Annotated in this window: 10 protein-coding genes; 6 read left to right on the forward strand and 4 right to left on the reverse strand. The window is 74.9% G+C overall.

The window, feature by feature from the left end; translation table 11 throughout:
* Positions 1 to 48 precede the first annotated feature (48 nt).
* The 3 genes from GXB85_RS04815 to GXB85_RS04825 all read left to right on the forward strand — a co-directional run bounded on the left by GXB85_RS04815 (position 49) and on the right by GXB85_RS04825 (position 6987).
* Positions 49 to 1155 carry a DNA glycosylase AlkZ-like family protein gene (locus GXB85_RS04815; RefSeq protein ID WP_161916516.1) on the forward strand — a complete coding sequence of 369 codons (1107 nt, stop codon included), beginning with the start codon at positions 49 to 51 and terminating at the stop codon, positions 1153 to 1155.
* A 192-nt stretch (positions 1156 to 1347) separates the two neighbouring features.
* Positions 1348 to 5661 carry an AAA family ATPase gene (locus GXB85_RS04820; RefSeq protein WP_161916517.1) on the forward strand — a complete coding sequence of 1438 codons (4314 nt, stop codon included), beginning with the start codon at positions 1348 to 1350 and terminating at the stop codon, positions 5659 to 5661.
* Between the two features lie 141 nt (positions 5662 to 5802).
* Positions 5803 to 6987: an EAL domain-containing protein gene (locus tag GXB85_RS04825; protein ID WP_161916518.1), complete on the forward strand. Its 1185-nt coding sequence runs from the start codon at positions 5803 to 5805 to the stop codon at positions 6985 to 6987.
* A gap of 104 nt (positions 6988 to 7091) precedes the next feature.
* Here GXB85_RS04825 and GXB85_RS04830 read toward each other — a convergent pair whose 3' ends face one another.
* Positions 7092 to 7373 (reverse strand): adhesin, encoded by a 282-nt coding sequence (locus tag GXB85_RS04830; protein WP_161916519.1) that lies wholly within the window; start codon positions 7371 to 7373, stop codon positions 7092 to 7094.
* A gap of 269 nt (positions 7374 to 7642) precedes the next feature.
* Here GXB85_RS04830 and GXB85_RS04835 point away from each other — a divergent pair, with 269 nt between their 5' ends.
* The gene (locus GXB85_RS04835; RefSeq protein WP_161916520.1) at positions 7643 to 8416 is read left to right on the forward strand and encodes an SDR family NAD(P)-dependent oxidoreductase; all 774 of its coding nucleotides are present in this window, start codon (positions 7643 to 7645) and stop codon (positions 8414 to 8416) included.
* 21 nt (positions 8417 to 8437) lie between these two features.
* Here the strand turns inward: GXB85_RS04835 and GXB85_RS04840 are convergent, their stop codons facing one another.
* Together GXB85_RS04840 and GXB85_RS04845 are read right to left on the reverse strand one after the other, a co-directional pair.
* Positions 8438 to 9847 carry a mechanosensitive ion channel family protein gene (locus GXB85_RS04840; protein WP_161916630.1) on the reverse strand — a complete coding sequence of 470 codons (1410 nt, stop codon included), beginning with the start codon at positions 9845 to 9847 and terminating at the stop codon, positions 8438 to 8440.
* Between the two features lie 188 nt (positions 9848 to 10035).
* The gene (locus GXB85_RS04845; RefSeq protein ID WP_161916521.1) at positions 10036 to 10476 is read right to left on the reverse strand and encodes an iron chaperone; all 441 of its coding nucleotides are present in this window, start codon (positions 10474 to 10476) and stop codon (positions 10036 to 10038) included.
* 135 nt (positions 10477 to 10611) lie between these two features.
* On the opposite strand from GXB85_RS04845, the gene GXB85_RS04850 reads away from it, so the two are divergent.
* Both GXB85_RS04850 and galE read left to right on the forward strand, forming a co-directional pair.
* Entirely contained in the window at positions 10612 to 10884 is a 273-nt protein-coding gene (locus GXB85_RS04850) for a GlsB/YeaQ/YmgE family stress response membrane protein (RefSeq protein ID WP_161916522.1), read from the forward strand.
* 258 nt (positions 10885 to 11142) lie between these two features.
* The gene (gene galE, locus GXB85_RS04855; protein WP_161916523.1) at positions 11143 to 12126 is read left to right on the forward strand and encodes a UDP-glucose 4-epimerase GalE; all 984 of its coding nucleotides are present in this window, start codon (positions 11143 to 11145) and stop codon (positions 12124 to 12126) included.
* Positions 12127 to 12135: 9 nt separating this feature from the next.
* Here the strand turns inward: galE and GXB85_RS04860 are convergent, their stop codons facing one another.
* A complete protein-coding gene (locus GXB85_RS04860; RefSeq protein WP_161916524.1) occupies positions 12136 to 13029 on the reverse strand; it encodes an LLM class flavin-dependent oxidoreductase in 894 nt (297 codons plus the stop codon).
* Positions 13030 to 13036 lie beyond the last annotated feature (7 nt).

The raw sequence follows: 13036 nt of genomic DNA on the forward strand, positions 1-13036 counted from the left end.
GGGCGCCCCCGTGGTCCCGTGTCGGAGGCCGCGCCTAACGTGGCGGACATGCACCGGATCCGCCGTGCGGACGCGCTCGCGTGGCGCCTGAGACGTCACTCGCTCGCGCCCGTGCACGGCAACACCGTCCCGCAGGTGGTCGGTGCGCTCGGCGCCGTCGCGACGCAGCTCGACCCCAGCCGTTCCGAGCTCGCGATCCGCACACGCATGCGCGCGTCGCGACCGGGCGACGTCGACCGTGCCGTCGCCGACGGCGCGCTGGTACGCACGTGGGCGTTCCGTGGGGCGGTCCACCTGATGACCCCCGCCCAGGCCGCGATCCACCTCCCGCTGCGCGTCTCGAGTCGCATGTGGGAGCGCGCGAGCTGGCGCACCTACTACCGGCTCGAGCCCGCGGACTGGCCCGGCTTCCGCGCCGCCGTGCGCGAGTCGCTCGCCGACGGCCCACTGACGCGCGAGGAGCTCGCCGCGGCGCTCGCCACCACCCCTCGGTACGCCCACCTGGGCGCGGCGGTGACGGACCCGCAGGCCACGATCCTCAAGCCGCTCGCCTGGCACGGCGACGTGTGCCTGGGCCCGTCGCGTGACGGCCGGCTCACGCTTCAGCGCCTCGACACCAATCCCGGCTGGCCGGGTCTGCTCCCGCTCGACGAGGCCGGCCCGCGCGCGATCGAGACGTACCTGCGCACCTACGGCCCTGCGACGCCCGAGCACCTGGGCTACTGGATCGGCACCGGCATGGGCGTGCGCCGCCCGCTCCTGCGCGACTGGCTCACCCGCCTCGCACCGCGGACAGCACAGGTCGAGGTGGACGGCGAGGTCGAGCTCGTCCTCGCGGCGGACGTCGACGAGCTGATCGCGACCCGCGCCACGCCGAGCGTGCGCCTGCTCCCGCGCTACGACCCGTGGGTGCTCGGGCCCGGCACCGCGGACCCCCACGTCGTGCCGACCGAGCTGCGGTCCGCCGTCAGCCGTGGCGCCGACCTGATCGTGGTCGACGGGATCGTCGCGGGCACCTGGTCGCTCGCGGGAGACACGGTCACGGTGGAAGACGCACGGCCCGTCGCGCAGCGGCCCGGCGCCGTCGACGACCCGCTGGCCACCGAGGTCGCGCGCCTCGGCACGTTCGTGGGCCGGACCCTGCACCGCGCCTGATGCGCCTGTGCCCGGCGAGGGCCCGGCGCGTGCTCCGCGCGGGCGTGCGCGCTCGTCCGGCCTCTGCGCGATCCGCCACCGGACCCGACCGGTCCCGCCCTCCGAGCAGACCCTTGCCCGCGCCCGCCCGGCTCCGCGATCCTGCGGGCACGGCCTGGGGGCGGCCACCGCCGATCGACGCAGGAGGTCCGCGTGCCCCACGAGACCGACGCTCCCCTGCTGGGCGGACCGCGCCGCGCCGTCGTCGACGAGCTCGTGCGCGTGGTCGAGGAGGCCTCGGCGGGCTCGGGTCCACGCTGGGTGAGCCTCGAGGCACCCAGCGGATGGGGCAAGACGCGCCTGGTCCAGGAGACCTACCGGGCCCTCGCGGAGCGCGGCCAGAGCGCCGGCCGCTACTGGCCCCTCACGCTGACCCACGAGGACGACGACGGCTCGGCCACCCGCGAGACCCTGGTGCGCCGCAAGCAGGTGCGGCCGCGCCGGGTCGAGCGCGAGGCCGGGAGCCTGCCCGCCTACTTCTGGTGGGGGCTCACGGCGACCGACCGCAATGGCGCGCCGTCGGTCGCGCTCGCCCAGGACCTCGTGCAGTTCGAGGGCCACCTGCCCTTCCTCATGGCCCGCGCACGCCAGCTCTCGACGCTGCGCGAGAAGGCCGGCTCGGACGCGCGCGAGGTGGGCCGCCTCGCGCTCGAGGAGGTGCGCGGCGAGCTCACCGACACCGTGCTGGAGCTCGCAGGGCTGGGCCTGCCGGGCGTGAGCTTCGTGTGGCGCCTGGGCCGCTGGACCAGCCAGAAGGTCGGCGAGTCCCGTGCGCGCAGGCGCATGGTCGCGCACGCGTCCACGATCGAGACCGACCACGGCGACGTGGTGGACGACGCCGCCACCACCATCGGCTCGGTCGCGCGGCCCGGGCTCCCCGTGGTGATCGCCGTCGAGGACCTCCACCACGCCGACCCGACGCTGCTCGAGCTGCTCGACCGCCTGCTCGGCGGGACCACGCCCGTCGTCGTGCTCACCACGGCCTGGCCCGGGAGCCTCGAGACGCACGACCCGCTGCGCACGCTGGCGGCGACGCACGGCGAGCGGCTGAGCCGGCTGCGGCACGACGGCGCGGTCCCGGCCGGCTGGCCGCCGTCGGCCCACCTCGGCGAGCTCGGGGCGGAGGACCTGCACGCCCTGGTGCGGCGACACGCGCCAGGCGCGACCGACCGCACCGTCGTCCTCCTCACCGAGCGCTTCACCAACCCGCTCCAGCTCGAGCTCGCGTGCGCGCTGCGCTCGGTCACGCGGCGGGTGGGCGACGACGGCGTGCTCGACCTCACGCCCGAGCAGGTCACGGCGCTCCCGGCCTCGCTCGACGAGATGTACCAGCAGATGTGGCTGCAGCTGCCCGAGCCCGTGCAGGCCGCCGTCGCGCTCATGGCGTGCGGCATCCCGGCCGTGATCGCGGGCGCACCCGACGGCGGCTCCCGCTCGAGCGCGGCGAGCACGGCCGTCACCCCCGGCCCGGCCCACGACGAGCGCTGGGACCAGAGCCTGCTGCTCGACGTCGCGCGCACCGTCTTCGCCGACGCGCCCGACCTGCTCGAGGCGATGGACGAGGCCCCCACCGGCTACGCCTGGGCCGAGCAGGTCGAGCAGACGCTCTACCAGTTCGTCGACCCGTCCCAGCTGCGCGTCGCGACCGGGCACACGGCCGAGTTCTTCTCGGGCGAGGACCTCGCCCGCTTCCGGGCCCGCCTGCTCGAGGCGGTCACACGCAGCCTGCGCGACCCCGGGCTCCCGGTCGAGGTGGCCCGCCACCGGGCCGCCGTCGTCCTCGCGCTGCGGGCCGAGGGCTTCGAGGTCGACGACGCCGCGGTCACCGAGGCCACCAGGGTCGACGTCGAGGCCAGGTCCGAGCACGTGGCCGAGGCCGAGGCCGTCGCGGAGCTCGTCACTGCCCTGCCGGCGGGGCCCGCACCTGTCGACCTGCGTGAGGAGCAGGCGGCCGCCCTCGCCGTCGCTGGCCACGTCGACGAGGCGATCGACGCGTGGGACGAGGTGGTCGAGCGGCGTGCGGCCGACGACGGCGCGAAGGCGCCGGTCACGCTGCTCGCCGAGCTCGAGCGGTTCGCGCTCCTCGTCACGTGGCGACGATGGACGCACCCTGCGATCCGCGAGCAGCTCAACCGGGACCTGCGCTGGGCGATCCTCGATCTGCGCGTGCGCAGCTTCCGCCTCGAGCGCGGAGGGCCGGAGCACCTGAGGGCCCTCCACCTTCTCCAGCGCATCCACCTCGCCTCCGGGAGCAGCGTGGACGCGATCGGCACAGGACTCGACGACGCTGACGTCCGGCGCATCGGGGCCCTGCACCCGCACGTGCTGCCGCTGCTGCGGACGGCTGCGGCGGCAGCGCTCCGGACGGGACGGCTCACTGCGGGGCTGCGCCTGCTCGAGCCGCTCGAGCGGACGGCGTCCAGGCAGCTCGGGCCACGGCACCCCCTGACGCTGCACCTCCAGCTCGACATCGCCGAGGTCGCCGCTCTCCAGCGAGATGGCCGCAGGGCTGTGACGACGGCCTACCGCGCCCTGGTCGCCTCGATCGAGCTGCTGGGGCCGACGCACCCCGGCACGAGTCACGCCTGGGCGGTGTGGGCCCGTGCCAACGTCGCGGCGGGCGACGCCACGGTGGCGCGCGGCCCCGCGCTCACCCACCTCGACGAGCTCCACGGGCTCGCCGGTTCCGACGTCGCGCGGCTCGAGGTCGCGGCCGCCGTCGCCGAGGTCGAGATCGCCACCGGACGGCCCGACCTCGCGATCGCCCTGCTCGACGGCGTCCCGGCACAGGCCGCCGAGGCGCTCGGCCCCTCGGCCGACCTCGCGCGGCGCGCGCACCTGCTGCTGGGCCGTGCGCTGCTGGCCGCCGGACGCGCCGAGGAAGCCGTCGACGAGGCTCGCGCGGTGGTCTGGGCGTTCGCGCACCCGGACGGCAGCACCTGGGTGCACCGTTCGGCCCTGCTCCTGCTGGCCGAGGCGTGCGGGGCCGCCGGCCGACCGCACGAGGCCCTGGTCGTGCTCGACGCGATCGAGGACCTGCTCGACCCGCCGGAGCAGGAGGGTCTCGACGACGGCCCGGACGACGACCTCGCCCCGGGCCTGCGTCACGCGGTCGCGCAGCTGCGCACGCGCGCCGCGCGCGAGGTCAGGCGACCCGTCGCGAGGCCGCACCCGGACGACGTGCCGGTCGACCCCGAGGCCGCCGTGGCCGACCTCGAGCTGCGGGTGTGGCGCGACCGGGTGGTGCACGGCCCGAGCGACCGCAGCCCCGGCCCCCAGGACCTCGCGCACGCCTACGAGATGGTCGGCCGCGACACGGAGGCGCTCGAGCTGTACCTCGAGCTCGCGGGCTGTCGGGCGGTGCCGCCCGCCGTCGTCCCTCCGCTCCCCTGGCCGGCGCCGCTGGTCGAGCCCTACGGTGCGTACCGCAACGCGGTGTCCGTCCTGCAGCGGCTCGGCAGGGACGTCGACGCCGTCACCGTCGCGCGCGAGTGGTCGGCGCGGGTCGCGGACGACCCGGCTCGGCCGTACTCGCTGGCGGAGGCCGAGACGGCCGTCGCGGAGTCGCTGCTGCCACATCTGCCCGAGGACGCGTTCGAGGCAGCCGTCGCTCGGTGGCGCACCCTGCCCGACCACCATCCGAGCACGCGCTTCGGCGACCTGGCCACCCGGCTCGAGCGGGTCGCGAGCGCGGCCGCCCGCCGGCTCGGCCGCACGGAGCCGCGCTTCGAGCGCCCCGGGGGTGCGGCCCGCTGGGACCGCGACCCCGAGTGGCTCGCCCACTTCCGGGTCACCAGCACGGACGAGGACGGTCGCACGGTCGTGTGGACCTCGCAGGGACGCTTCGACGAGCACGGGAACCCGCTCCCGCTGCCGCACGACGACCCCCCGCCGTCCGCGCCCGGAGCGGCCGGACCGGACGCGGCGTCGGGGGACGCGGCGAGCGGTGGGCGGGCCGGCGGAACGGCGGACGGGGCTGCACCCGACCTCGACCGGCTGCGCGCCGAGGTCGCGGCGGCGAACGAGGCGCACGGCTGGTTCGCCGACGCGACCCTGGCCGCGCGTCGCGCCCTCGCGGCCGGGCTCACGGCGCACGGGCAGCACGACGCGGCCGCGACGGCGCTCGAGCAGCTGCTGCTCGACGAGGCCCGGCTGCACGGCCCCGACACGACCGCCGCGATCGAGGACCGGATGCTGCTCATCACCGAGCTCGCCCGGTCCGCCCGCACCGGCACCGCCATGTTCCACATCCAGCAGCAGATCGTCTCGGCCACACGCGCGTGCGGAGAGCTGAGCGCCGAGGCACTGGCGGCCCGGTACGTCCACGTGCAGCTGCTGCTCGCGACCGGTCGGCGCGACGAGGCCGTGACCTTCGCGGGTCCCCTCGTCGAGGACGCGCGCCGTGCGGTGCCGAGCCCCACGGTCGAGATGGTGCTGGCCGACCTCGCCGACCTGCGCGAGGCATGACGTGGCGGGGGTCGGGGCGGACTCAGCCGAGCGGATGAAGTTTCGAGCCGTGATCTGGCTCACACTCGCCGTGGCGCGTGCCGACAGTCACTATGGGTCGAGACCGCAGCACGACCCTCAGCACCTGCGCCGGAGGTCCGCGTGAGCACGAGCGAGGCGACCGCACCGCTGCTCGACCGCGCGATCATGCGGGTCTCGCGCACCAACCCGTGGATCTCCGCCGCCTCGCTCGCCGTGCTCGTCGGGCTCTGCTGGGTGATCGTCTACGCCTCGGGTGGCACGTACACCGCGACGCCCCACGTGTTCTACCTGCCGGTCATCCTCGCGACCGTGCCCTTCGGGCTTCGCGGCGCGCTCGTCACCGCCGTGGTGTCCGCCGTCGCCGTGGGGCCGTTCATGCCCGTCGACGTCGCGGCAGGGGTCGAGCAGCAGCCGATCAGCTGGGTCATCCGCGGGCTCGCGTTCCTCCTCATCGGTGCGGTCGCCTCGCTCTCCCTCGCGGTGCGGGAGAGGTTCCTCGACCAGCAGCTGAGCATCGAGCTCCGCGCAGCGATGCGTCGCAGCGCCGCGACCGGCCCCGGGGTGGACCTGGGGCTGCTCCCGGCGATCCCCGACGTGCTCGCGGGGCGCCGCTTCCACAGCGTCTACCAGCCGATCTTCTCGCTCAACGACGGCCGCCTCATCTCCGTGGAGGCGCTCACCCGCTTCGACACCGAGCCGGCGCGCACGCCGGACCTGTGGTTCGCCGCGGCGGCGGAGGTGGGGCTCGGCGTCGACCTCGAGCTCGCCGCGATCGAGGCGGCCCTCGAGGGTGCGGAGGCGCTCGGGCCGACCATCTCGTTGTCGGTCAACGCCTCACCCGCGACCATCGCCGACCCGCGTCTGCTCGAGATCGTCCGCGGCACGGCCCGTCGGATCACGGTCGAGGTGACCGAGCACGACGTCATCGAGGACTACCACCTGCTCGAGCAGCACTGCGGAGCCCTGCGCGCCGAGGGCGTGCGCATCGCCGTGGACGACGCGGGTGCCGGCGTCGCGAGCCTGCAGCACATCGTCCAGCTGACCCCCGAGGTCATCAAGCTCGACATGTCGCTCACCCAGCAGGTGGGCGAGAGCCCTCTGCGCCGCGCGCTCGCGGGTGCGCTCATCGAGTTCGCGCAGGCCAGCGGCGCCCTGCTGGTGGTCGAGGGCATCGAGGACGAGGACGACCTCGACGTCTGGACCTCGCTCGGGGCCCACGCGGCCCAGGGCTACCTCGTGGGTCGCCCGGGCCCGCTGCCCACGCTCCTGAGCAGCCCCCTCATCGCGCAGACGCGCACCCGCTGAGCCCTCGTCCCGCTCGCGACACCCCCGCGCACGACGACGGCCGCCGCAGCACGGGGCTGCGACGGCCGGCGGGACCGCCGAGGCGGTCGGAAGACTGCGGGGGCTCAGCCCTGAGGGGCGAGCATGAAGCCCGTGCCGTCGCCCGAGGGCGCGGCGTCGAGCTGCTGGTCGGAGAGCACGGTCGAGGTGCTCGGCTCGACGAAGACGCGTGCGCCCTCGGCCTCGATCACCTCGTCGCCGTCGACCGGGGCCGGCACGAGCGAGAGCTCGAAGCTCCCGACCTGCTGGCTCGACTCGGCGATGCGCAGTCCGCCCTCCTCGGGGAGACCGGCACGGTTCGCGATGTCCTGGACGGCGTGGCGGGCGTTGTCGGTCAGGGTGAGCATGGCTGCTCCTTCGGTGTTGCCGGGGGTGTCGCCCGAGCGTCGCCCGGGCGTCTCGGGCCTTTCCACCGTCACCACATCCGGGTGGCGGCGCAAGCGGGACCCCCGGGTGGTTTCACCCATCGGACGACCGCAGTCCGTTGGGCAAGACGGCCCGTGGCCCGTCGCATCGGTTCGACGCGGGCCCCGGCCATACCTGGCACAGTGGCCGCCGCAGCGGGCGCCCACCGCCGGGAGTGCCTGTGACCTGCGAACTTGCTCGAGGAGACCTCATGGCACGCGTACTCGTCACCGGATCCACCGCAGGTATCGGCCTCGAGACGGCGCGTCAGCTCGGCGAGCGGGGCCACGACGTCGTCGCGCACGCCCGCACCCCCGAGCGCGCCGCCGAGGTGCGCGCCGCCCTCCCGGGCCTCGCGGACGTCGTCGTCGGCGACCTGACGTCGCTCACCCAGACACGGCACCTCGCGGACCTCGCGCGAGGTGCCGGTCCGTACGACGCGGTGATCCACAACGCGGGGGTCGGCGGTGGCGCGCCCAGCCGCACGGAGACGGTCGACGGCCTCGAGCACATCTTCGCGGTCAACACCGTCGCGCCGTACCTGCTCACCGCGCTCATGGACCGACCCGCGCGCCTGGTGTACCTGACCTCGGGCCTCGAGTCCGACGGCACGTTCGAGCTCGACGACCTGCAGTGGACGCGGCGGCCCTGGGACGGGATGCAGGCCTACGCCGACTCCAAGCTGCACGACGTGATGCTCGCGTTCGCCGTCGCGCGCCTGTGGCCGGGCACGCTGAGCACCGCGGTGGACCCGGGCTGGATCAAGACCCGCCTCGGCGGCCCCGATGCGTGGGACGAGGTCGACGACGGCGCCGCGACCCAGGTGTGGCTCGCCACGTCCGACGACGACGCCGCGCGGGTCACCGGCGAGTACCTCAAGCGCCACGAGCTCCAGACACCCCACCCGCTCGCACGCGACGTCGCCGCGCAGGACGCCCTGCTCGTCCGCCTCGCCGAGCTCACGGGCGTGACCCTGCCGCGCTGAGGCCCGCGCGGCGGGGAGTGCTCACCCGCGACGGGACTCGTCGTCACCCTCGTCGTGCGGCACGAGACCCTCGGCGGTCTGCTCGCGCTCCTCGATCACGTCCTGACCCGGGCCGCTGAACGCCTTCGAGCGCTCGACCGCCTGGAGGCTTCCCGTGAAGAGCCGCGACGTGCGGTCGAGCCGGATCGTGTCGTGCTGCACGGGGGTCGCCGGTACCCGCGCGGCTGCGCCGTGCCCAGGCTCCGTGACCGGCTGCCCCTCGGGCGGCGTAGGGGCCCGCTGGTCGCGGCGGCGGCGCAGCGGCGCATCGGGCCCGCCCCCGCTCGGTGAGACGTCGCCGTCCTCCGGGGCCGTCCGGCCGACCGGTTCCGAGGACGTCCGGCCGACCGGACGCTCGTCGAGCGCCGACCACCGGGTGCGCGGCAGCGCCTCGGGGTGCTCGCGCTGGAGCCAGGCGACCAGCCCTTCGCGCACGTGGCACCTCAGGTCGAACAGGGTGGGGGCGTCGGCGGCACTCGCGAGAGCCCGCACGCGCACGTGCCCGCCCGTCGCCTCGGTCACCTGGAGCACGCCCACCCGGTGGTCCCACAGCTCGCTGTCCTGCAGCAGCCGGCCGAGCTCGGCCCGCATCGCGTCGACGGGCACGGCCCAGTCCAGGTCGAGCTCGACCGTGCCCAGCAGGTCGGCGGCCCGCCGGGTCCAGTTCTGGAAGGGCGTCTGCGTGAACCACGTGGACGGGAGGATGAGACGCCGGTCGTCCCACGCGTGGACCACGACGTAGGTCATCGTGATCTCCTCGACCCGCCCCCACTCGCCCTCGACCACCACGACGTCGTCGACGCGGATCGCGTCGGTGAAGGCGAGCTGGATGCCCGCGAAGACGTTCGCGAGCGTGCTCTGCGCGGCGAGCCCCAGCACGATCGAGGCGACGCCTGCGGACGCGAGCAGCGTCGCGCCGTAGGTGCGTGCACCCTCGAACGTGAGCAGCACGCCCGCGACCGCGCACAGGGCGAGCACCGCGACGGTGACCCGACGCAGCACGCTGACCTGCGTGCGCACCCGACGCGCGTGACGGTTGTCGGGCACGTCCGTGCGGTAGCGGGCCACGGCGGCGTCCTCGACCACGAACGCGAGCGCGCCGACGAGCCACGCGACCGAGACGATCAGGGCGATGAGCGCCACGTGGTCGACCGCCGGACGCCACGGGGTCGCGCCGTCGGAGACGATCCGCAGCGCGATCCACACGGCCACCGTCACGAGCACGAACCGGAGCGGACGCCGGGCTCGTCGCGAGAGGTTGTCGGCGAGCCACGTCCGCCGTCCGGCGGCGCGCACCACCGCCGAGACGACCTCGGCCAGGAGCAGCGCGAGCACCACGCCGGCGAGTGCCGCGAGCGCGACCGCCAGCACGGAGACGGTGCCGTCGACCACGTCGTCGGCCTCGACGGCGGGCGCGGTCGCGAGCGCGGCCCGGCCGGTCAGGTGGTTCAGCGTGAGGGGGAGCACGCGGTCAGACTAGGCCGAACGGGTGGCGGACGTCCCCCATCCGGCCGTCACCCGTTCGGAGCACCCCGCCGGCGCCAGGCCCGGCGCCTGCGCGCGACGCGACGGCGCGCGTCTCAGCCCTTGCGGCCGCGCGCCGCCTCGTACCGCGCGACGTGGTCGTCGACCGACGTCGAGGCGATGGTCGCGGCGATCAGCGGGAGGTCCAGGTCCTCGACGCGGCGGAACCGCACGCAGCTCTTGCCCATGTCGAGCGCGCGCCCGCCGGCCCACCGCTCGCGGAACGCGGACTCCTGGTCGGCGTACACGCCCATGAGGTACAGCGAGCAGTGGCGCTTCTGCGCGGCGAGCGACACGTACGACAACGGCTGCCCGTTGGAGGTGGTGGGGTACCGCTCGAGCGGGACGACCCAGCCGATCATCCCGAAGGCCATGGTCTCCGCGTACCCCTCGGGCATCGCGGCGTTCACCGCGTCACGGACGGTCGCCACCGTCGCCCGGCGCTCGGGCTCCAGCGTCGCGAGGTACTCCTCGGGCGTCGTCGCGTCGCTCTGCATGACCCGACGGTACGCGCCGCGGCGTCACCCGCGCGGAGGACGTCCCACCTCTCGGCGTGCGAGCCCCTGGAGCCGGGTCTAGCGTCCGGGACGAGGGCAGGCACCCGCCCTGACCGCTGACGAAGGAGTACCGCCATGGGCATCGGATCCATCATCGCCGCGATCGTCGTCGGCCTCATCATCGGCGCACTCGGCAGGCTGTTCGCGCCCGGGAAGCAGAACATCTCGATCCTCGTGACGATCATCGTCGGGATCCTGGCGGCCCTCCTGGGCACCTGGCTCGCAGGCGTGATCGGCGTCGAGGACACCGGCGGCATCGACTGGATCGAGCTCGCCATCCAGATCGGGCTCGCCGTGGTGGGCGTCACGATCGCCGCCAACCTGCTCGGCAGCCGTCGACGCGTCTGACCGCACAGCTCCCCCGACACCCGGTGCCCGGTGGCCTCACGCCACCGGGCACCGGCGCGTCCGCCCCCGGCCACCCGCGCACCCCTCGCCCGCTCCCCCGACTGTGGAGCGCTCCCGGCCCAGGTGGAGCGATACCCGTCCATGTGGAGCGTTCGCGGGGCCCTCGCCGGCGTGTCGCAGCCCGAAACGCTCCGCACCGGTGGCGGCGATGTTCGAAAGTGTTGATTCTCGTTGAACTGTGCGCGCTATGCTGGGGCCATGACATGGTTGGTCACCGGCGGCGCCGGCTACATCGGGTCCCACGTCGTCCAGGCCTTCCGTGCGCAGGGCCTGTCGGTCGCCGTCGTCGACGACCTCTCGAGCGGTCACGCCGAGTTCGTGCCCGACGACGTGCCGTTCGTCGAGGCCAGCATCCTCGACACGGTGCGTCTCGAGAAGTCGATCGCCGAGCACGGTGTCACGGGCGTGGTGCACCTCGCAGGGTTCAAGTACGCGGGCGTGAGCGTCCAGCGCCCCCTCCACACCTACGACCAGAACGTCGCGGGCACCGTCAGCCTGCTGCGCGCGATGGCCGACACGGGCGTGGGCCAGATCGTCTTCTCGTCGTCCGCCGCGGTCTACGGAACGCCGCACACGGACCTCGTCACCGAGCAGACGCCGACCCTGCCCGAGTCCCCGTACGGCGAGAGCAAGCTCGTGTGCGAGTGGGTGCTGCGCGACCAGGCGCGCGCGACGACGCAGGACGCCGTGCCGCTGCGGCACACCTCGCTGCGCTACTTCAACGTCGTGGGCTCGGGCAGCCCCGAGCTGTACGACACGAGCCCGCACAACCTGTTCCCCCTCGTGCTCGACGCCCTCGTCGAGGGGCGCACCCCGACCATCTACGGCACCGACTACGCGACCGACGACGGCACGTGCGTGCGGGACTACCTGCACGTGGCCGACCTCGCCCTGTCGCACGTCGCAGCCGCGCGCGCGCTCGAGGAGGGCCGCCCGCTCGAGCCGGTCTACAACCTCGGCAGCGGCGACGGCGTCTCGGTGCGGCAGATCATGACGGCGGTCGCCGAGGTCACCGGCATCGACTTCACGCCGCTCGAGGGACCGCGGCGGCCCGGGGACCCGGCCCGCATCGTGGCGTCGGGCGAGCTCGCGGCACGGGACCTCGACTGGCGCATGCGCCACTCGCTCGCCGACATGGTCGCGAGCGCGTGGCAGGCGCGGCAGGCGGCCGCCGGGGCCTGACGGCCGTCGTCAGGCGCGCAGCGCCCCGAGACGCGCCGCGACCTGCTCGAGCACGGTCTCGCTGCCGGCGTACGGCGCACCGTCCCGCGGCCAGTGCACGACGAGGTCCGTGAAACCGAGCTCGCGCGCACGGCCCACCGCGTCCTCGAACGCGTCGACCGACGCGAGCGCGTAGGTGGGTGAGGCGTCCACGTTCAGGTACCGGTCGATCGTCGCCGGGTCGCGCCCCGCTGCGGCCGCCACCTCCTCGAACCGCCCGACGAGGCCGGCCAGCCCGTCCCACCAGGCCGCGTCCGCGGCCCCGGGGCTGGCACCCTCCTCGACCGGCGGACCGTACGTCGCCCACCCCTGCCCGTGCCGCGCCGCGACGCGCAGCGCCCGCGGGCCGTTGGCGGCGACCACGAACGGCACCCGCGGTTCCTGGAGGCAGCCCGGGATCATCCGCGCCCCGTGCGCCTCGAAGTGCGTCCCGGTCCAGTCCGTGACCGGCTGCGTCAGCAGCAGGTCGAGCAGCGTCGTGAACTCCTCGAACCGTTCGGTGCGCACCCGGGTGGTCACCCGCGGGCCGAGGACGTCGGCGTCCCACCCCGTCCCGCCGGCCCCCAGGCCGAGCAGCAGCCGGCCGCCGCTCACGTCGTCGAGCCCCATGACGTCCTTGGCGAACGGCACCGGGTGGCGGTAGTTGGGGGACGCGACCCAGGTGCCGAGGCGGATGCGCTCGGTCGCGGTCGCCGCGGCCGCGAGCAGCGGGACGGTCGCGAGCCAGGGCTCGTCGGCCAGGCTCCGCCACGCGAGGTGGTCGTACGTCCACGCGTGGTCGAAGCCGTACTCCTCGGCCCGCCGCCAGCGCTCGCGGTCGGCGGCCCAGCGCTCCTGCGGCAGCAGGACGATCCCGAACCTCATGCGTCTC

Origin of the sequence: Cellulomonas sp. APG4, assembly GCF_009996735.1 — a bacterium.
Classification (GTDB): domain Bacteria; phylum Actinomycetota; class Actinomycetes; order Actinomycetales; family Cellulomonadaceae; genus Actinotalea.